General features: G+C 65.5%; 15 protein-coding genes and 2 pseudogenes. 5 read left to right on the top strand and 12 right to left on the bottom strand.

The features are described from left to right. Positions 1-37: 37 nt before the first annotated feature. From napH to EL388_RS04985, 4 genes are all read right to left on the bottom strand, one after another. Positions 38-925 carry a quinol dehydrogenase ferredoxin subunit NapH gene (napH, locus tag EL388_RS05000; protein ID WP_126460516.1) on the bottom strand — a complete coding sequence of 296 codons (888 nt, stop codon included), beginning with the start codon at positions 923-925 and terminating at the stop codon, positions 38-40. A gap of 2 nt (positions 926-927) precedes the next feature. Continuing rightward, the gene (napG, locus tag EL388_RS04995) at positions 928-1,701 is read right to left on the bottom strand and encodes a ferredoxin-type protein NapG (RefSeq protein WP_126460513.1); all 774 of its coding nucleotides are present in this window, start codon (positions 1,699-1,701) and stop codon (positions 928-930) included. 103 nt (positions 1,702-1,804) lie between these two features. After that, entirely contained in the window at positions 1,805-4,576 is a 2,772-nt protein-coding gene (gene napA, locus EL388_RS04990; RefSeq protein ID WP_126460510.1) for a nitrate reductase catalytic subunit NapA, read from the bottom strand. Positions 4,577-4,602: 26 nt separating this feature from the next. Then, the gene (locus EL388_RS04985) at positions 4,603-4,920 is read right to left on the bottom strand and encodes a chaperone NapD (RefSeq protein ID WP_126460507.1); all 318 of its coding nucleotides are present in this window, start codon (positions 4,918-4,920) and stop codon (positions 4,603-4,605) included. Between the two features lie 135 nt (positions 4,921-5,055). On the opposite strand from EL388_RS04985, the gene EL388_RS04980 reads away from it, so the two are divergent. After that, entirely contained in the window at positions 5,056-5,745 is a 690-nt protein-coding gene (locus EL388_RS04980; RefSeq protein WP_197721822.1) for a Crp/Fnr family transcriptional regulator, read from the top strand. Here EL388_RS04980 and EL388_RS04975 read toward each other — a convergent pair. Beyond that, the gene (locus EL388_RS04975) at positions 5,742-7,235 is read right to left on the bottom strand and encodes a CYTH and CHAD domain-containing protein (protein ID WP_126460504.1); all 1,494 of its coding nucleotides are present in this window, start codon (positions 7,233-7,235) and stop codon (positions 5,742-5,744) included. The two genes, EL388_RS04980 and EL388_RS04975, sit on opposite strands and share 4 nt — an antisense overlap. A gap of 77 nt (positions 7,236-7,312) precedes the next feature. Between EL388_RS04975 and ppk1 the strand changes: the two genes are divergently transcribed. Beyond that, positions 7,313-9,379 carry a polyphosphate kinase 1 gene (gene ppk1, locus EL388_RS04970; protein ID WP_232019187.1) on the top strand — a complete coding sequence of 689 codons (2,067 nt, stop codon included), beginning with the start codon at positions 7,313-7,315 and terminating at the stop codon, positions 9,377-9,379. Here the strand turns inward: ppk1 and ppx are convergent. From ppx to EL388_RS04945, 6 genes and pseudogenes are all read right to left on the bottom strand, one after another. Next, entirely contained in the window at positions 9,376-10,857 is a 1,482-nt protein-coding gene (gene ppx, locus EL388_RS04965; protein WP_126460501.1) for an exopolyphosphatase, read from the bottom strand. The genes ppk1 and ppx overlap by 4 nt on opposite strands. A gap of 138 nt (positions 10,858-10,995) precedes the next feature. After that, a complete protein-coding gene (locus tag EL388_RS04960) occupies positions 10,996-12,231 on the bottom strand; it encodes a nucleoside recognition domain-containing protein (RefSeq protein ID WP_126460498.1) in 1,236 nt (411 codons plus the stop codon). A gap of 59 nt (positions 12,232-12,290) precedes the next feature. Beyond that, positions 12,291-12,695, bottom strand: coding sequence for a CZB domain-containing protein (locus tag EL388_RS14195; RefSeq protein ID WP_232019210.1), 405 nt, complete (start codon positions 12,693-12,695; stop codon positions 12,291-12,293). Positions 12,696-12,761: 66 nt separating this feature from the next. Beyond that, positions 12,762-13,013 (bottom strand): annotated as a pseudogene (locus EL388_RS14190) (methyl-accepting chemotaxis protein); the annotation flags it as partial. A gap of 508 nt (positions 13,014-13,521) precedes the next feature. Then, entirely contained in the window at positions 13,522-14,439 is a 918-nt protein-coding gene (gene ampE, locus EL388_RS04950) for a regulatory signaling modulator protein AmpE (protein ID WP_126460492.1), read from the bottom strand. Then, positions 14,436-14,969: a GyrI-like domain-containing protein gene (locus EL388_RS04945; protein ID WP_126460489.1), complete on the bottom strand. Its 534-nt coding sequence runs from the start codon at positions 14,967-14,969 to the stop codon at positions 14,436-14,438. The genes ampE and EL388_RS04945 overlap by 4 nt, the downstream gene beginning before the upstream one ends. A 102-nt stretch (positions 14,970-15,071) precedes the next feature. Between EL388_RS04945 and EL388_RS04940 the strand changes: the two genes are divergently transcribed. From EL388_RS04940 to EL388_RS04930, 3 genes are all read left to right on the top strand, one after another. Next, positions 15,072-16,334, top strand: a complete 1,263-nt coding sequence (locus tag EL388_RS04940; protein WP_126460486.1) for a peptidase U32 family protein — start codon at positions 15,072-15,074, stop codon at positions 16,332-16,334. A gap of 93 nt (positions 16,335-16,427) precedes the next feature. Beyond that, entirely contained in the window at positions 16,428-17,549 is a 1,122-nt protein-coding gene (locus EL388_RS04935; protein WP_126460483.1) for a 6-phosphofructokinase, read from the top strand. Positions 17,550-17,600: 51 nt separating this feature from the next. Further along, complete coding sequence (locus EL388_RS04930; RefSeq protein ID WP_126460480.1) at positions 17,601-18,107, top strand: DJ-1/PfpI/YhbO family deglycase/protease; 507 nt, start codon at positions 17,601-17,603, stop codon at positions 18,105-18,107. A 9-nt stretch (positions 18,108-18,116) separates the two neighbouring features. Here EL388_RS04930 and purT read toward each other — a convergent pair. Further along, positions 18,117-19,217: pseudogene (purT, locus tag EL388_RS04925) on the bottom strand (formate-dependent phosphoribosylglycinamide formyltransferase); the annotation flags it as partial. Between the last annotated feature and the right edge of the window lie 199 nt (positions 19,218-19,416).

The following is a 19,416-nucleotide window of genomic DNA, read 5'->3' as shown; positions in this document are numbered from 1 at the left end:
TTTGCACACCCAAACAAGATACGTCCTGCCATTAAACTCAATTGCCCTTGCCTGCCCGCACCGCAACCGCGTTGTGCTTGCCAATCAAGGGCCGCAAGTCGAAACGTAGACTGCCCTCCGGGCAGACCGGCGTACAGCGCCCGCAATTGCTGCATTCGCCGGAAAACACATAGCCCACCTCCTCCAACCGCTTCAAATTCAGCACCTGCGGCTCCGGACAAATCTTGGCGCAGTCGCCGCAATGGGTGCAGCTGTCCTTGTCGAAGCGCACCCGGATCTGGGCGGTATGCCGGCCGACCGCCGACCAGAAGCCGCCCAGGGGACACAAGTGGCCGCACCAGCCATGCTTGAGGATCAGGAGGTCGAACAGGAAGATGGCCAGCAAGGCAAGAAAGCCGAGACCGAAGCCGAAGATGATCTCGCGGTGCATCATGCTGATCGGGCTCACCCACTCGAAGGCCGCCACGCCGGTGATCGCCGAGAGCACCAGGGCCGCGATCAGGACGAAATAACGGGTAATACGGTTGAGGATGAACAGGGCGGGAATCTGCAAACGGTTGCGCAGCCAACCGGCCAGATCGGTCACCACATTGACCGGGCAGACCCAGGCGCAGTAGACCCGGCCGCCAACCAGCATATAGAAGCCGAAGACGATGGCCGCGCCGAGCAAGACCTCCTGCTGCAGCATATGGCCGGTCAGCAGTATTTGCAGCACCGCGAAGGGATCGGCCATGGGGATCAGGGCGATGAACTCCGAGGCGCTGAGGTTGCCAGTGAGCAAGGGCACGTTCTTGGCCAACTGCCAGCCCCAATGGGCGGTGCCGAAGAACAGCAGCAGGAAGCCGAACTGGCTCAGCCGACGCAGCACCAGATAGCGCCAGGACCAGAGGCGGGCGCCGAGACCGGGGGATCGATGGGCGCTCATGGTCACAGGCCCTGATTAAGATAGTCCATGCCCGGCGCCTGCTTTGGCACCTCGGCCGGCGCCTCGGACGAGGCCGGTGCGGCGGGCTGGAAGTCCTGGGTGATCTCGGTCTCGAAAGTCCAGCCCAGGCGATAGTGTTCGCCGATCCGCCCCTGCACCAGCTTGTGCGGCAGGATGCGGATGGCCGGCTCGGTGGTCGGGCAGGCCTTCTCGCAGATGCCGCAGCCGGTGCAGGCATCCGACTTGACGATGGGGAAGAACATGGCGTGCTTGGATATCTCGCGCGGGTGAGTCTCCAGCACGATGGCCTTGCCCTTGAGCGGGCACTCACGATGGCAGATCTCGCAGCGCAGGCCTTTCCAGGACAGGCAGTTCTCCAGGTCGATCACCGCCAGACCCATGCGCGAATCGTTGATGTTCTTCAGCTTCGGCGACAACGCCCCAGTCGGACAGGCCTTCATGCAGGGGATGTCCGGACACAGGTAGCAGGGTATCTGCCGCGGCGTGAAATGCGGGGTGCCGAGCGGGATATCGCCGCCGGCCCCGGCCAGCTTGAGGGTATCGTAGGGGCAGGCGTTCACGCACTGGCCGCACTTGATGCAAGTGGCATTGAAATCCGCCTCGGGCAGGGCACCCGGCGGCCGCAAGGCAAAGGGGGCGGCCCGGGTCTCCTGGCGGACCAGATAGCCCCAGAGCAGACCGCCGGTGGCGGCCAGCGAGGTGCCCTGGGCCAGCTTCACCAGGAAATCGCGGCGGGTGACGGATTTGTCAGCCATGTCTGTCTAACCGGTAGTCGCAACCGGCGCCCGTGACCGAAGTCTCACGCGGTGAGCGCACTTCGATCGCGGCATGCTGCCGGCTGCTGCTACGCGCGGTCGTTCAGGCCTTGTAGACCTTGACCGAGCACTTCTTGAAGTCGGTCTCTTTCGAGATCGGGCAGGTCGAGTCGAGAGTGACCTTGTTGATCAGCACGCCCTCGTCGAACCAGGGCACATAGACCAAGCCACGCGGCACCTTGTTGCGCCCCCCGGTCTCGATGCGCACCTTGACCTTGCCCCGGCGCGACTCCACCCAGACCAGGTCGTTGCGCTTGAGACCGCGCGACTCGGCATCCTTCGGATGCATCCAACACACGGCAGCCGGCACGGCACGGTGCAGTTCGGGCACGCGCCGGGTCATCGAGCCCGAGTGCCAGTGCTCCAGCACCCGACCGGTACACAGCCAGAGGTTGAATTCCTTGTCCGGCTGTTCGACCGGGCTGGCATAGGGCCGGAAGTAGATCTTGGCCCGGCCGGAGATATCGACCTTCTTGCTGCCATCGCCCGGCTTGTCCAGATCGCCCATGACCAGGGCCTTGCCGTTGTTGCCGTAGAAGTCGATGCCCGAGCCCTTCTTGCAATAGGGATCGTACTGCTCGTTGAAGCGCCAGGGGGTTTCCACCCACTTGCCGTCCTTTTGCACCACCGGCCACTTGAGACCGCGCACCTTGTCGTCGTAGTAGACGTCGAAGGGAGCGAGGTCGTGGCCGTGACCCGTGCCGAACTTGCGGTACTCCTCGAACATGGCTTTTTCCGGGAACCAGCCGTCCTTGAGGGTTTCGGCGATGTGGTTGCCATGGCCCTTGGCCACCGCATCGGGCCACTTGAAGTTGGCCTTGTTCTCCTTGGTGGCGAACAACGCGTCGTACAGGCTCATCTCGGGGTCATAGCCCATGGCCTTGGCGGCATCGAGCACCGAGGGCAACTTGCCGTCCTCGAAGCCGGCCTCTTTCAGCCCGGGCACCTTCTGCTCGCCCCACACATCCTTGAGCTTGATCCGCTTGGCCATCTCCAGCAGGATCCAGAGGTCGCCCTTGGCCTGGCCGGGGGGCGACACCTGCTGGCGCCAGCACTGGGTGCGCCGCTCGGCGTTGCCGTAGAAGCCCCACTTCTCGTAGATCATGGCCGCCGGCAATACCAGGTCGGCGACCTTGGCCGAGACGGTTGGATAGGCGTCGCAACAGACGATGAAGTTGTCCATCTCGCGCGCGCCCTTGATCCAGTGATTGAGGTTGGCGGTGTTCTGCCAGGGGTTGTTGACCTGGACCATGGCCCATTTGATGGTGCCGTCCTCGAGATCGCGCATGATCTTGACGAAATGGCTGCCAATCGCGGGGTTGAGAGTGTTGGCCGGCAGTTTCCAGATCTTTTCCGTGATGTCGCGGTGCTTTTTGTTGTTGACCACCATGTCCGCCGGCAGGCGATGTGAGAAGGTGCCGACCTCGCGCGCGGTGCCGCAGGCCGAGGGCTGGCCGGTCAGCGAGAAGGCACCGTTGCCGGGCATGGATTGCTTGCCCACCAGAAGATGGTTCATGTAGCACTGCTCGTTGACCCAGGTGCCGCGCTGGTGCTGGTTAAAACCCATGGTCCAGTAGGACACCACCTTGCGCTTGGGGTCACAATAGAGGTCAGCCAGCTTCTGCAGCTTGGCCTTGAACGAGGCATCCGACTCGTCCGGATCGCCCTTGGCCACAGCCGTGGTGAAATCGGCGTCGTACGGCTCCAGCGCGCGGGCGAAGTCCTCGAAGCTGATCGCCCAGTCGGCCGCCGGCTTGGCGCCGAGAATATTGGTCTGCTTGACCACCTCGCCCTCCTGCTTGCGCTGGGCGATGGCCTCCCACTTGTCGATCACGTGGGCCTGCTCGTTCTTCACCACCTCCATTTCCTTGGCCGAGGCGAACTGGTCGGCCTTGGCCGGGCGGAAGCCGTAGCCGATGTCGTAGGGGCCGGTGGCGAACACGGCATGCTTGTTGACGAAGTCCCAATTCACCGCATTGCGCTTCACGATCTCGCGTGCGATGTAGTTCTGGATCGCCAGGTCGCCGCTGGGCCGGAACACGATCTCGATGTCGGCGATGTCGGACGACATGTTGGCGTAGGTCGACAGGTTCACCACCACCATGTTCTTGTGAGTAAGCCGGCGGTTGGTGATGCGCGACCAGAGGATGGGGTGCATCTCGGCCATGTTGGCGCCCCAGAGCACGGCGGTATCGGTGTGCTCGATGTCGTCGTAGTTGCCGGCCGGTTCGTCGATGCCGAAGGTCTGCATGAAGGCAGCCACGGCCGAGGCCATGCAATGGCGGGCGTTGGGGTCGATGTTGTTGGAACGGAAACCGGCCTTCCACAGCTTGGCCGCGACGTAGCCCTCGGGCACGGTCCACTGGCCGGAACCGAACAGGCCGATGCCGTGCGGGCCCTTCTCCTTGTAGGCGGCCATGAACTTCTCGGTCATGATCTCAAAGGCTTTGTCCCAGCTGACCGGAACGAACTGGCCCTTCTTGTCGAATTTGCCGTCCTTCATCCGTAGCAGCGGCTGGGTCAGGCGGTCGGCGCCGTACATGATCTTGCCGTTGAAGTAGCCCTTCACGCAGTTGAGACCGCGGTTGACCGGGGCATCGGGGTCGCCCTTGGTCGCGACGATCTTGCCACCCTTGGTGGCCACCATGATGCCGCACCCGGTGCCGCAGAAGCGGCATACCGCCTTGTCCCATTGCCAGCCGGCCTCGGTTTGCTGTACTGCCGCCTCGGCCGACTTGGCCAGGGGCATCCCTACTGTGGCAGCCGTGCTTGCGGCAATGCTCGTTTTAAGAAAATCGCGACGCGTCAGACCCATTTCATCCTCCTGTCCAAAGGGATTGATCAGTCCTGCAGATATGTCGGTATGGCGCAGGCTTCGCCTGCATCGGCTTGCAGTTCGGGCGGCAATTGGTCGTAGACCTTGTCGTCCTCGGCAATGTAGTGATAGACCATCTCGGCCATGATGACGTGCGGCACCGCCTTGATCCGTTTGAGCGCATCCAGCTCGGCATGGATGTCGGCAGCCTCTTGAACGACGACGATGCGGCCGGTCTCGGCGTCGGTTTGATGCACCTCCACGCCCGGCAGCCCCTGCAACGAGGCAACAACCTGCTCGACCCATTCGGGTTTCGCGACGACCAGGACTCCGGAAAGGTTCATCAGACAACTCCTTTCAGCGCTTGGGCAATATCATGACAAACATGTCTTGTTGTCTGCTTTGACACAAATCAATTTTTTCTAGAACATTGGATATTGAGGTGAGTAATTATTATTAGCACAAGGAGCTTGCCATCGATGATGCTGGAACATCGCCACTCGATCGCCGAAATTCTTTCCCGCCAACCTCTGTTCCTTGGTTTGAGCGAGGCGGAATTGCAACAGATCGCCCTATCGACCCGGGAATACCGGGTGCAAAAAAACGAGGTGCTGTTCCAGAAGGGCCAATCGCCCATGGGCATGCATCTGGTCGTGATGGGTCAGGTCAAGCTGTCCATCCCTTCGCCCCAGGGTGGCGAGAAGGTCATGTATCTGGCCAATCCCGGCCAGTCCTTCGGCGAGGCGGTCACCTTCCTCGACCGGCCCTACCCGCTGAGTGCGCAGGCCACCCAGGACAGCATCGTGCTCCTGATCGACAAGGATCAGCTGCTCTCAGCCATCGACGGCAGCCCGGCGCTCGCTCGCAAGATGCTGGCCAGCCTGTCGGTGCGCCTGCATGAATTGATGATCGACATCGAATCCTGCGCCCTGCGCAGCAGCCTGCAGAAGGTGGCCGGCTATCTCCTGCAGGAAGGCGGCAACATCGAGGCCAACCAGTATCGAGTGGAACTCGGCTCCAGCAAGCAGACCCTGGCTGCCCATCTCAATCTGGCGCCGGAAACGCTGTCGCGGGTACTGGGCCAGCTGAGCAAGAAAGGCCTGATCGAGGTTCACGGCCGCACCATCCAGGTGCTCAATCGCAAGCAACTGGCCGAGGTCGCCGCCTAACGCCTAGCCCGTTGCTTCGCCGCCTTGTGCCAGAACGGCGGCGTCTCGACGAAGTCGTGCCAACTTGTCCCCAGGCCCCGCGCATGGGCCTGGGTGCGTACTTGCAAGGCGCGCTCGAACACCTCGCGCACAGCAGCCCCCTGCTCCCCTTTCAAGCCCAGTTCGTCGATCAGTTGCATCGCCATGACCGCGTCGTTGGCGGCGCCCAGCTTGTCCTGCAAGGCAGACAGCTGATCGAGATAGGGCACCGCCGCAGCGCCATACACCGGCGCCAAGGCATCGGCGGTATAGCGCAGCTTCTTGGCGGCGATGCGCACGCGGTGTCGCCCCTTGGCATCGAGCGCCTCGAAATCCCTGCCCAGGCGCTTGAGCCGGCGCAGCCGGCGATCGAGCAGGGTCCGCGCCCAGGACCGGATCTTGCCCTTGGCCTCGACCGGCGCCGACAAATCGCGGCCGATAGCGAGCACCAGGCGGACGCAGTCAGGTGAGCGCACCGCCTCCCGCGCCTCGGCCCGTGCCCGCTCTTGCAGCCTGACGGCGCGGACACGCAGCGCCTCGCCTTGGGCCGCCGCCATCGACTTCAACTCCGGCAGCAGTTCGGTGACCAGGACATCCCACTCCCGGGCGGGGGCCAAGGCTGCCAGCAGTTGGCGCAGATCGCTCCGCCAGCGCGGCCTGGGGAGGTCGAGGGTCTTGGCCATGCCGCTGACGGCGAGCAGGCGCCGGATCGCCACCCTTGCCTGATGCACGAACTCGGGCTCGTCATCGCTCAACAAGCCTGGCACATTGGCCGAGAATTGCGCCAGCGCCGCCGCCGCCATCGCCTGCCAGGCCCGGCCGGGATCGTCGTCGCGGCCAAGCACCGGCGCCTTGGCCTTGACCGGCATTGGCTTGAACGCCCCGGCCAGGGCATAACCGCGTTCAGCCTTGCTGCGCGGCTCCAGACCGAACGCCACGGTCTTCGCCAGCCGCCCGGCGACCTCGAACAGGCAATCGGGCGAACCCGCGCGCAGTTCGAATTCGACCTCGGCGATGGGCAGGCGAGAGCGACCCGCCTCGATCTCGCCGCGATCGAGGGCCAGTTCCAGGCTGTTGCCGGCCTCCTCCAGAAGCCAGGCCGTGCGCTCGAACCGCGTGCTGAAGCAGGGCTTGAGCGCCGCCACGACCTCGGCCGGGAAGTAGGCCCGGGCCGGCTCGGGCAGGCGCGCGATGTCCGGCTGCCCGCTCGCCACCTGAACCTCCCATTCGGGCCGCGTGGTCAGGGCACCGACCGATTGCGCCTCCGCCTTCACCGTCTGGATCCAGCGCCGGCCGACCCGGCGCACGCGCAAGGCCACGCCTTGGCCCAGCAGGTCGAATTCCGGGGTGTCGTAATAGATGCTGTACAGCAGGCGGCGCACCGGCCGCACGCCGGCCAGCATCGGGCTGCGCTTGAGGCGCAAGGCCTCGGCCGCCGTGACCGCCAGTTTCAATTCGATTTCGTCAGCCATTGCCGATGCGTGACCCGCGATAGATCGCCTTGGATTTTCAAGCTAGCATTAATCAAAGAAACCAAGATGACAACACCGTGACCGCCCTGCCCCCGCACGAATACCTGATCAACCGCGAACTCGGCCTGCTCGAATTCAACCGCCGGGTGCTGGCCCAGGCCGAAGATCCCGACACCCCTCTGCTCGAGCGCCTGCGCTTTCTCTGCATCTTCTCCAGCAACATGGACGAGTTCTTCGAGATCCGGGTCGCCGGGCTCAAGGAACAGATGCGGCTCAACCCCTATCACGCCGGGGTCGACGGCCTGACCGCCCGGCAGGTGCTCAAGGCGGTGTCCGACGAGGCGCACGCCTTGGTCGCCCACCAGTATCGCGTGCTCAACGAACAGGTGCTGCCGGCGCTGGCGGCCGAGGGCATCCGCTTCCACAAGCGGGCACAGTGGACCCCGGAACAGGCCGAATGGATTCACAATTATTTCTTCAACGAGCTGATGCCGGTGCTCACCCCCATCGGCCTCGACCCGGCCCATCCCTTTCCCAACGTGCTCAACAAGAGCCTCAACTTCGTGGTCGAGCTGTCGGGCAAGGATGCCTTCGGCCGCAAGTCGGGCATGGCCGTGGTCCAGGCACCGCGCTCGCTGCCGCGGGTGATCCAGCTGCCGCGCGAGGTGGCCAGCTGCGAATACAGCTTCATCTTCCTCTCCTCGGTGCTGCACGCCCATGTCGGCGAGCTGTTCGCCGGCATGGAGATCCTGAGCTGCAACCAGTTCCGGGTCACCCGCAACTCCGACCTGTTCGTCGACGAGGAAGAGACCAAAAACCTGCGTGAGCTGCTGCAGGGCGAACTGCCGCACCGCCACTTCGGCGATGCCGTGCGCCTGGAGGTGTCCGACATCTGCCGGCCGTCGAATGCCGAATTCCTGCTGCGCCAGTTCAACCTGGCCAAGGAAGATCTCTACCAGGTCGCCGGCCCGGTGAACCTGGTGCGGTTGATGAACGTGCCCGACCGGGTCGACCGGCCGGATCTCAAGTTCGCGCCGTTCACGGCAAGCATGCCGGCAGAACTGATCAAACAGCCCGACGTCTTCCAGGCCATCTCCGCCGGCGACATCCTGCTGCACCACCCCTTCCAATCGTTCCAGCCGGTGATCGATTTCATCAGCCAGGCGGCGCACGACCCCGATGTGCTGGCCATCCGCCAGACGGTCTACCGCACCGGCACCGATTCCGAACTGATGCGGCAGCTGATCCTGGCCGCCCAGCGGGGCAAGGAGGTCACCGCCGTGGTCGAGCTGCTGGCCCGCTTCGACGAAGAGGCCAACATCAACTGGGCCAAACAGCTGGAGGACGCCGGGGCGCACGTGGTCTACGGCGTGGTCGGCCACAAGACCCATGCCAAGATGGCCCTGGTGGTGCGCCGGGAGAAGGGCGTGCTCAGGCGCTATGTCCACCTCGGCACTGGCAACTACCACGCCCGCACCGCCGGCTTGTACACCGACTTCGGCCTGCTCACCTGCAACGAGGCCCTGTGCAGCGACGTCAACGAGGTGTTCACCCAGCTCACCGGCCTGGGCCGGGCGCACGCGCATGCCTACCTCTGGCAGGCGCCGTTCTCGCTGCATTCGAATCTGATCGCGGCCATCGGCCGCGAGATCGAGCAGGCCAAGGCGGGCAAACCCGCCCACATCATCGCCAAGATGAATGCCCTGCTCGAGCCGCGGGTGATCAATGCGCTGTATGAAGCCTCCCAGGCCGGGGTGAAGATCGACCTCATCGTGCGCGGCGTCTGCGCCTTGCGGCCGGGTATCAAGGGGGTGTCGGACAACATCCGGGTCCGCTCCATCCTCGGCCGTTTTCTCGAACACAGCCGGGTGTTCTACTTCCACAACGGCGGCGCGGAGGACGTCTATCTCGCCAGCGCCGACTGGATGGACCGCAACTTCTTCCGTCGGATCGAGACCTGCTTCCCGGTACTCGAACCCAAACTCAAGCGGCGGGTGATCAACGAGGGCCTCAAGCCCTATCTGAAAGACAACAGCAAGGCCTGGCTCATGCGTGCCGACGGCAGCTTCGAGCGGGCCCGGCGCCGGGGCAAGGCCTTCGAGGGCCAGGCCTATCTGCTTCAGCTGTTGTCGGCCAAGTCCTAAAGCTCGCGCAGCCCTGCCAGCCGCACGGGCGCGGCCAGCCCGCGCCAATCCTTGATTTCGCTCTCCAGCGCCGCCTGGGTAAGCGGGTTGGCCGCCAGCCAGCCAGCCGGCAGCTGGAACTGGCAGTCGCCGCCCTTGCAGACTAGGCGCCACTCGGGCAAGCCGACCTCGGTACGATTCTGGTGCAGACGCACCGCCAGGCGCAGACACAGGATCAAGGGCCACAGCCCCTCGTCCGGCTGCACGGGCAGCTTGGCCAGGCTGCCCCGGCTGGCCCGCACCAGGCTGGCCAAGCGCATCTGGTCCTGGCGCGAGAAGCCCGGCATGTCGGCGTTCTCCAGGATATAGGCCGAGTGTTTGTGAAAACCCGAATGGGCGATGGAAATGCCGATCTCATGTAGCTTGGCCGACCAGCCCAGGCACTGCGTCGCCGCGACCGGACAACTGTCCTGGAAAGCTCGGAACAGATGCAGCGCAAAACGCTCGACCCGTTCCGCCTGGCGGCGGTCGACATGGTAGCGGCGCATGAACTGCTCGACGGTGACGTCGCGCATATCGTGGTCGTGCACCCGGCCCAGCAGATCCCAGAGGATGCCCTCGCGCATGGCGCCCTGCGCCGCCTGCATCGACTCGATCTTCAGTTCCTCGAACAGGGCCGACATGATCGCCAGACCGCCGACGATGACCGGCTTGCGCTCCGGCTTCAGGCCGGGCAGATCGAGCCGGTCGGAACTGCCGGCCTTCACCGCCTGCTCGCGCAGCCACTTCAGGCCATCGGCGGTAATGGCGCCATCGGACAGCCCGGCCTGCTGGCACAACTCGGCCAGAGCGCGGGCGGTGCCGGAGGAGCCGACCGCCTCGGCCCAATGGCCGCGCTTGAACTGCTTGGCCACCGACTGCGCCTCGACCCTGGCGGCGGTCACCGCCGCTTTCAGCGCGGCCTTGTCGATCCGGCCATCGGGGAAATATCGCTTGCTAAAAACCACGCAGCCCATGCGCAGGCTCTCGCGTTCCTGCGGCTCGTAACCGACGCCGATGATGCATTCGGTCGAGCCGCCGCCGATGTCGACCACCAGACGCGGCTCGCTGCTCAGCGGCAGGCTGTGGGCAACGCCGAGATAGATCAATCGCGCCTCTTCCCGGCCGGCGACGATCTCGATGTCGAAGCCCAGTGCCGCCTTGGCCTGCTTGAGGAATTCATTCGAGTTCTTCGCCACCCGCAGGGCCGAAGTGCCGACCGCGCGCACCGCCCCGGCCGGCATGCCCTGCAAGCGTTCGCCGAACCGGGCCAGGCAATCGAGTGCCCGCTTCTGGGAAGCGGCATCCAGCCGCTTGTCCTCACCCAGGCCCGCGGCCAGCCGCACCGCCTCCTTGTGGGCATCGAGGTAGAACAGCTGCTCGCCCTCGACCCGTCCCACCTGCAGGTGAAAGCTGTTCGATCCGAGATCGACGGCGGCCAGCGTTGGATATTCCGGCATATCAGGCCCTAAAGAATCGAACAGCTTCGGTGCAGGCTAACATGAGCACAGCGAACGTTATGTCGGAGCCAAAGCTGTTCGACCCGAGATCGACGACGGCTAAGGTTGGGTACTCTTGCATCACGAAACCCCAAAAAGTCAGATCGCAGCGCCGAAGAACAAATAGGCCACGAACACGGCTGCCGTAAAGCCGGCCAGGTCGGCGATCAAGCCGCCGGCCACGGCATGGCGCACGCGCTTGATGCCGACCGCACCGAAATAGACGGCGAGCACATAGAAGGTGGTCTCGGTGCTGCCCTGCACGACCGAGGCCAGACGGCCGGCGAAGGAATCGGCACCATAGGCCTGCATGGTCTCGATCATCATACCCCGCGCCCCGCTGCCGGAAAGCGGCTTCATCAGCATGGTCGGCAGCGCATCCAGCCAGGCGGTGTCGAGGCCAAGGCCGGCAACCACCATCCGCATGAGGTCGACGAAGCCAGGCAGCACGCCGCTCGCCCGCAGCATGCCGATGGCCACCAGCATGGCGACGAGGTAGGGGATGATGGTGACTGCGATGTGAAAGCCCTCCTTCGCGCCTTCGATGAAGGCCTCGTAGGCGTTCACCCGCCGCAGCGTGGCCATGACCAGGAACAGGGCGACCACGGCGAGCAGCAGGAAATTGCTGATCAGCGAGGACTGCGGCGCCATGCGCTCGGCCGGCAGGCTGGCGAAGTAGGCGGCCAGGCCGCCGACCAGCAGGGTCAGGCCGCCGAGCCAGGCCAGCACCACGGCATCGAGCCGGATGCGCTGCACGGCGGCGACAAAGGCGAAGCCGGCCAGGGTCGAGCAATAGGTCGCCATCAGGATGGGGATGAAGACGTCGGTCGGGTCCGCCGCGCCGAGCTGCGCCCGGTAGGTGAAGATGGTGACCGGCAGCAGGGTCACCGAGGAGGCGTTGAGCACCAGGAACAGAATTTGGGCATTGCTCGCCGTCTCCTTGTCCGGATTGAGCTCCTGCAACTCGCGCATGGCCTTGATGCCCATGGGCGTGGCCGCGTTGTCCAGGCCCATGACGTTGGCCGCCATGTTCATGGTGATCGAACCCAGGGCCGGATGGCCGCGTGGCACCTCGGGGAACAGGCGGGAGAACAGCGGCGACAGCCCGCGCGCCAGATGATCGAGCAGGCCGGCACGCTCGCCGATCTTCATCACCCCCAGCCACAGGGTCATCACCCCGGTGAGGCCCAAGGCCACCTCGAAGCCGGTCTTGGCCGAATCGAAGGCGGCCTTCATGACCAGGCCGAAGATGTCGGCCTGGCCTTGAACGAGAAACTGGAACAGGGCCCCGGCGAAGGCCGCCAGGAAAAAGCCGATCCAGATCGCGTTCAGCATGAGCGCCCTTTCAGCGATTGGCTCCGGCTGGCTTCAATCATCCTCGCCGGGCTGCCGACTCAATGAACGCAAAGGATGGAGGGATCGACTTCGCCGCTCTCAGCCATCTGCTCAAGGTTGTGCAACACCCGCATGCTGGCCGCCTCCATGGCTTCGATGGCCTTCAGCACGGCGGGGAAATGGCCATTGCGAAAGTGCTGCACCGCCTCGATGCCGTGGGCGTGCACCGCCACGTGCGGCTCTTCAATCTCACGGTAGCCCGGCAGGCGTGAGAAGCAGGCATGGCCCTCGCCCTCGTAATACCACTGGCCCAATCGGCAGGCGGTATGGTTGGCGAAATCGCCGGCCTGCTTGGCCGAGTGGCCGAACAGCACCCGATAGATCTCGAACTTGTAGATGAGGTGATCGACCTTGGCCAATTCGACGAAGCTGCGCAGCGAAGAGGCGGCGATCGCACCTTCCATCCGCACCGCCAGGTCCAGCATGCTCTGCATGCCGTTGGTCGCCACCGTGCCCTTCTGGCTGAAATCCTCGGCTTCGGCCGAGAGTTCCTCCATCGCCCGGCTGGCATCCCGGGTCTCCGACTGGATGGCGGAGACCAGGCCTGATATCTCGCTGGTCGACTTGCTGGTGCGTTCGGCCAGCTTGCGCACCTCGTCGGCCACCACGGCGAAGCCGCGGCCCTGCTCACCAGCCCGCGCGGCCTCGATCGCGGCATTGAGGGCGAGCAGGTTAGTCTGGTCGGCGATCTCTTTGATCATGTTGACGATGCCATCGATCTGCGCCGCCCGCTGGTGCAGGTTGCCGACCCGCTCGGCCGAACTGTGCGACTCGGTCGACAGCTTCTGCAGATTGCCGGCGATGGTGGAAACCGAGCTGCGAGTGCTGGCCGACATGCCGGCGGCTTCAGCCGCATTGTCCTTCTCCGAGCGCATGGTCGCGGCCAAGGCCGCCAGAGTGCGCTGCGATTCCCGGAACGATTCGCCGAAGCGTTCCAGGTTGCTGAACAAGTCTTGGTAGAAATCCGCCTTGGCGTCCTTTTCGGCCAGGGCATGGGCCAGTTCGGACTTTTCCCGGCTCAGGCTTTCGATTTGCTGCTGCAGATCGCGGATTTCAGCCAGCAGCTTCGCGTCTTGCGCCGGCTGCATTTCTCGTTTTTTGCCAAAACCACCAAACATCAAGAAACCCCCTCTTCATTAAACGTACGGATGTCACAGCGTTATTGATTGTCGTCCGGCGGCAAACCGCCGGACGCTATTTTCTCAAAAAACCGTGAACTACTGCAGACGCTCAGGCGGCCAGTTCGCCCAGCTTGAGCAGGAACAGGATGGCCAGCCAGAACAGGGTGACGCGCCCAACCAGGGCCGTCGCGCCGTCGAGATACTCCGGGTCGGCCTCGTGGCCGGTGCCGAGTTCGGCCCGCTCAAGACGCGCGCCGGTCAGCGGCAGCGGGCCGCCGATCTTGACCCCGAGGGCGCCGGCACCCGATGCCAGCAACACCCCCTCGTTGCGCTCCCGCCACTGCCAGGCCTGACCGCGCCAGCACTCCATGGCGCCCTGGAAATTGCCGGCGATGGCGAAGCTGAAGGCGATCGCCCGCACCGGCAGCCAGTCGAGCAGGAACTTGAGCCGGTCGACATAGCCGACGAATTCGTCGCGCTCGGGAATCCGGGCGTGCCAGTCGTCATGTAGCACATGAGTCAGCCTGAAGAGCACGGCGCCGAACGGGCCGAACAGCACGAACCAGAAGGCCACGCCCAGGAGCCGGGCAAAGCCGGCGCGCAGGGTTTCTTCCAGTGCCAGCCGGGCGATGTCCGCCTCGCTCAGGGCCTCGACCGAGCCGCCCCGCCAGCGCTTGAGTTCCTCCCGGGCGACCTCGATCTCGCCCGTGCGCAGAGCGAGGACGATCTTGTTCAGGTGGCCGCGGGCCGACTTGAAGCCCAGGCAGAAATAGAGCACGACGGCGGACCAGACCCAAGCGAGGAATCCTGCCGCCCACCAGAGCAGGCCGCCGACGATGCCAACCGCAATGGCCGGCAGCAGGGCGCCGGTCACCCAGGCGAGCAGGCCCTGGTAGGGCTGGCCGCCGTTGAAGTGATGGCCCAGCCACTCGGCATGGCGCTCGATCTGGCGCAGCAGGCGATTGGGCCAGCTCGACGCCCAGTATTCCTCGACGGCCAGCGCGGCGATCAGGATCAGGAAACTCATGGCTGCTCCACCTCCACCGTCAATACGCCCATGTTCATGACGTTATCGGACGCGGCATAGAGTTCTACAGTGGGCATGCGAATGCCTTTGCCCTGCGCCGCCAGATGGTCGGCCAGGGCCTGGTAGGCACGGCTGGGCGCCAGGAGCATGCCGGCCCGCACCTCGGCCGCCAGCACGCTGCGCGCAGGGATGCTGTCGACCTGCATGGGCGCCTTCACCACCGTGCCGGCCGGCACCAGGCAACCGATGCGGGCCCGGCGCTCGGACTTGGCGACGACGGCAGGGTCGGAATAGAGCACGGTGATCGGCAAACCTGGCTCGATGCCCTGGTCCTTCAATTGCCCGCGCACCTCCTCCAACATCTTGGGCAGCTTGGCATAGTCGCCGGTGTGCTCGAGATAGGCATAGGTGTAGGGGCCGCGCACCTCGCTGCGAATGTCCACCGGATTGAAGCCGCCCCACCAGGCATAGACCAGCAAGATGGGCAGGACGAAGGCCAGTAGCACGGGCAGGAAACGCTTGTACGACACAGGACAACTCCAGGATTAATTAGTCCGAAGATACACCAAGATGAGCCATCGACGCTGCCGTGCTGGCGTAAAATGGCAGCCCTCTTTCGCCTGCCCTGCCCCATGTCCCCGCGCATCCCCGAACTGCTCGCCCCGGCCGGCTCCCTGGCCATGCTCGACACCGCCTTCGCTTTCGGCGCCACCGCCATCTATGCCGGGCAGCCGCGCTATTCCCTGCGCGTGCGCAACAACGATTTCGGCGACCTCGAGGTGCTGGCCGCGGGCATCCGCCGCGCCCACGGCCTGGGCCACGCCTTCTATCTGGTGTCCAACATCTATCCGCACGGGGCCAAGCTCAAGACCTATCTCGACGACATGGCGCCGGCCATCGCCCTCGGCCCCGACGCCCTGATCATGTCCGACCCCGGCCTGATCCTGCTGGCGCGCGAGACCTGGCCTCAGATGCCCATCCACCTCTCGGTCCAGGCCAACACCGTGAACAGCGCCGCGGTGCGCTTCTGGCAGCTGGCCGGTGTCTCCCGCGTCATCCTCTCGCGCGAGCTGTCGCTCGACGAGATCGCCGAGATCCGCCAGGCCTGCCCGGACATGGAACTGGAGGTCTTCGTCCACGGCGCGCTGTGCGTGGCCTATTCCGGCCGCTGCCTGCTCTCGGGCTACTTCAACCACCGCGACCCCAACCAGGGCAGCTGCACCAACTCCTGCCGCTGGGACTACAAGGTCGAGCCGGCCAAGCGGGATGCCAGCGGCGACGTCTGGCTCTTGGAGGAACGCGAGCGGCGTGAAGGCAGCCACATGCCGATCGAGGAAGACGAGCACGGCACCTACATCCTCAATTCCAAGGACCTGCGCGCCATCGAGCATGTGCAGCGCCTGGTCGAGATCGGGGTGGATTCGCTCAAGATCGAGGGCCGGACCAAGTCGCCCTATTACGTCGCCCGCGCCTGCCAGGCCTATCGCCAGGCGATAACCGACGCCGTGGCCGGCCGCCCGCTGAACCCCGCCCTGCTCGGCCAGCTCGAAGGCCTGGCCAACCGCGGCTATACCGACGGCTTCTACCAGCGCCACCACGAGGCGGATTACCAGAACTACCTGCGCGGCCATTCCGAATCCGGCCGCAGCCTCTATGTCGGCGACATTACCGGCTTCGATGCCGCACGCGGCCGCGTCGAATTCTGCGCAAAGAACAAGCTCTCAGCAGGCGACCGCATCGAGCTGATCCAGCCCGGGGGCGTGCGCGAATTCACCGTGGACGAGATCGAGAACGCCGAAGGCCAGGCCATCGACGTCGTGCCCGGCAGCGGCCATCGCGCCTGGCTCAAGCTGCCCGAGGACAGCGTCGGGGCCTTCGTCGCCCGCTTCGTCTGAACGCTGCCGCATGGCGGCTGGCCCACGCTTCGGCTATCGTTGATTTATGCGGACTGCATTATCGGAATACCACTCGCCCGGGAAGCATCGGACATGACCAAACACATCGGCATCCTCACCGCCGGCGGCGACAGCCCGGGCCTCAATGCCGCCATCCGCGGCGTTGGCAAGGCCTGCCTGAGCCATTACGGCATGCACGTCGTCGGTTTCCGCGACGGCTTTCGCGGCCTCATGGAAAACCGCACGACGCCGCTCGACGGCGGCCAGCTCTCGGGCATCCTCACCAGCGGCGGCACCATCCTCGGCACCAGCCGCGACAAGCCGCACAAGATGCCGGTGGGCGGCAAGCTCTTGGACATGACCGACGCCATCGTCGCCAACTACCACGAGCACCGGCTCGACTGCCTGGTCTGCCTGGGCGGCGGCGGCACCCTGAAGAACGCGCTGCGGCTCAAGCAGAAGGGACTCAACGTCATCACCCTGCCCAAGACCATCGACAACGATGTCGCCGGCACCGACATCACCTTCGGCTTCGACACCGCGCTCGGCATCGCCACCGAGGCGATCGACCGCCTGCATTCCACCGCGCACAGCCACCACCGCATCATCGTGGTCGAGATCATGGGCCATCGCGCCGGCTGGCTCGCCCTGGGCGCCGGCATCGCCGGCGGCGCCGACGTGATCCTGATCCCGGAGATCCCCTACGACATCGAGAGCATCGCCGAGGCGATCCGCGAGCGCGTGCGCAGCGACAAGCCCTTTTCCATCGTCGCCGTGGCCGAGGGAGCGCTGTCGAAGCCGGAACTCGCCGTGCTCAAGGCGGCCAGCGCAAAAAAGCCGGCCAGGGGCAAGCCGCCCAAGCGCAAGGCCGACGACGCCGAGGCCGATGCCGCCGAACTGCTCTACGCCGACCGCACTCTGCGCCTGGCCAAGCAGCTCGAGCGCATGACCGGACTGGAGGCGCGGGTCACCATCCTCGGCCACCTGCAGCGCGGCGGCACGCCCTCGGCTGCCGACCGCATGCTCGCCACCCGCCTGGGCACGGCGGCGGCCGACCTGATCGCCCAGGGCCGCTACGGCGTGATGGTGGCGGCCCGCGGCGAAGGCACCCGGGCGGTGAAGCTGGAAGAGGTGGCCGGCCAGGTCAAGACCGTGCCGCCCGACCACCCCTGGATCTTGAGCGCGCGCCGGGTCGGCACCAACTTCGGCGACTGAATCCGACTGAGCCGGACCTCGTTGCCGGCCCGTTTGCAACAGGAGACCAAGATGAAAGCATTGATCGTGACCGCCGAGCAGTTCGAGGACAGCGAACTGTTCGTGCCCAAGCAGGCACTGGAGCAGGCGGGAATCCAGGTCGACATCGCCACCCCGGAGAAGGGCCACCAGTTCCACGGCAAGCACGGCGGCAAGGTGCTGGCCGACCTGACCCTGCGCGAGGTGGCGGTCGAGGACTACGACCTGCTCGTGCTGCCCGGCGGCAAGGCCCCCGCGCAGCTGCGCCGCGACGAGCACGCCATCCGCATCGCCAAGGACTTCTTCAAGGCCGGCAAACCGGTGGCCGCCATCTGCCACGGCCCGCAGATCCTGGTCAGCGCCCGCCTGCTGGAGGGCCGCCGCGTCACCTGCTACAAGAGCGTGGCCCAGGAACTCAAGGACAACGGCGCCTTGTATGAAGACAGCGCCGTGGTGGTGGACGGCAAGCTCATCACCTCGCGCGAGCCGGGCGACCTGCCGGAATTCGTGCGGGAAATGCTCAAGCAGGTGCAGGGTTGAACAGCGGGATCAGCGCAAGGGCCTGACCCGCGCCGCCGCCTGTTTCGCCTTTTCCCGCGCCTCGTCGGTGTCGCGCCCCTCGGCCAGGGCCACGCCCATGCGCCGGCGCTCGAAGGCGACCGGCTTGCCGAACAGGCGCAGGTCGGTGCCGGGAATCGCCAGCGCCTCGGCCACGCCCTCGTAGCGGATGCCCGCCGCCTCGATGCCGCCGTAGATCACGGCCGAGGCGCCGGGCGTGCGCAGGCTGGTGTCCACCGGCAGGCCGAGGATGGCCCGGGCGTGCAGTTCGAACTCGCTCTGCCGCTGTGTGATCATCGTCACCATGCCGGTGTCGTGCGGCCGCGGGCTGACCTCGGAGAACCAGACCCGATCCCCTTGCACGAAGCACTCGACGCCGAAGATGCCGAGCCCGCCCAGGTCGTCGGTCACCGCCTGGGCGATGGCGCGCGCCTTGTCCAGCGCGGCCGCACTCATGGCCTGCGGCTGCCAACTCTCGACGTAATCGCCCTTGACCTGGACGTGGCCGATCGGCTCGCAGAAATGCGTCTGCACCTTGCCGTCGGCACCCAGCGCCCGCACGGTGAGCTGGGTGATCTCATAATCGAAATCGACGAAGCCCTCGACGATGACCCGGCCCTTGGCCACGCGGCCGCCGGCATTGGCGTAGTCCCAGGCGGCCTTGAGTTCGGCCGGCCCATCCACTTTCGATTGGCCCTTGCCGGAGGAGGACATCACCGGCTTGATCACGCAGGGGTAGCCGATGCCGCCGTCGATGGCGGCCTGCAACTGCTCGAAGGAATCGGCGAAGGCATAGGGCGAGGTCGGCAGCTTCAGCGTCTCGGCCGCCAGCCGGCGGATGCCCTCGCGGTTCATGGTGAGATGGGCGGCGCGGGCGGTGGGGATCACGCGGCAGGTGCCGGCCCGCTCCAGCTCCAGCAGGGTCTCGGTGGCGATGGCCTCGATCTCCGGCACCACGATGTGCGGCCGCTCGCTCTCGATCAGGCGGGTGAGCACATTGCCGTCGGTCATATCGATCACCTGCGCCCGGTGCGCCACCTGATGGCCGGGCGCGTTGTCGTAGCGGTCGACGGCGATCACCTCCACGCCTAGGAGCCTGTCGGACTTAATCCCCCATGCGCGTTGCCCCGACAAAGCGATGGATGCAAGGCGCGAAGCGCGGCGAAGGGTCGTTCCCTTCGCAAGCTTCGCAACGCCGCAGACGCGCTTTGTCGGGGCAACCCGAAGGGCCGGCCCGCTGCGGGCGCATCGCCGCGTTGCGGGGCGCTTGTAGTGGCCCGCACTACGGCGC

Source organism: Sulfuritortus calidifontis (assembly GCF_003967275.1).
In the GTDB taxonomy this organism is placed as follows: domain Bacteria; phylum Pseudomonadota; class Gammaproteobacteria; order Burkholderiales; family Thiobacillaceae; genus Sulfuritortus; species Sulfuritortus calidifontis.
Note: the sequence above shows the minus strand (reverse complement) of the source record. Positions and strands in the feature narration are given on the sequence as shown.

Coding starts and splice junctions, on each gene's coding strand:
- EL388_RS04935 (WP_126460483.1), top strand. CDS start 16,428: ATGACCAAACACATCGGCATCCTCACCGCCGGCGGCGACAGCCCGGGC.
- EL388_RS04985 (WP_126460507.1), bottom strand. CDS start 4,920: ATGAACCTTTCCGGAGTCCTGGTCGTCGCGAAACCCGAATGGGTCGAG.
- ppx (WP_126460501.1), bottom strand. CDS start 10,857: ATGCCGGAATATCCAACGCTGGCCGCCGTCGATCTCGGATCGAACAGC.
- napH (WP_126460516.1), bottom strand. CDS start 925: ATGAGCGCCCATCGATCCCCCGGTCTCGGCGCCCGCCTCTGGTCCTGG.
- ampE (WP_126460492.1), bottom strand. CDS start 14,439: ATGAGTTTCCTGATCCTGATCGCCGCGCTGGCCGTCGAGGAATACTGG.
- EL388_RS04930 (WP_126460480.1), top strand. CDS start 17,601: ATGAAAGCATTGATCGTGACCGCCGAGCAGTTCGAGGACAGCGAACTG.
- EL388_RS04960 (WP_126460498.1), bottom strand. CDS start 12,231: ATGCTGAACGCGATCTGGATCGGCTTTTTCCTGGCGGCCTTCGCCGGG.
- EL388_RS14195 (WP_232019210.1), bottom strand. CDS start 12,695: ATGGAAGGTGCGATCGCCGCCTCTTCGCTGCGCAGCTTCGTCGAATTG.
- EL388_RS04980 (WP_197721822.1), top strand. CDS start 5,056: ATGATGCTGGAACATCGCCACTCGATCGCCGAAATTCTTTCCCGCCAA.
- EL388_RS04975 (WP_126460504.1), bottom strand. CDS start 7,235: ATGGCTGACGAAATCGAATTGAAACTGGCGGTCACGGCGGCCGAGGCC.
- napG (WP_126460513.1), bottom strand. CDS start 1,701: ATGGCTGACAAATCCGTCACCCGCCGCGATTTCCTGGTGAAGCTGGCC.
- EL388_RS04940 (WP_126460486.1), top strand. CDS start 15,072: ATGTCCCCGCGCATCCCCGAACTGCTCGCCCCGGCCGGCTCCCTGGCC.
- napA (WP_126460510.1), bottom strand. CDS start 4,576: ATGGGTCTGACGCGTCGCGATTTTCTTAAAACGAGCATTGCCGCAAGC.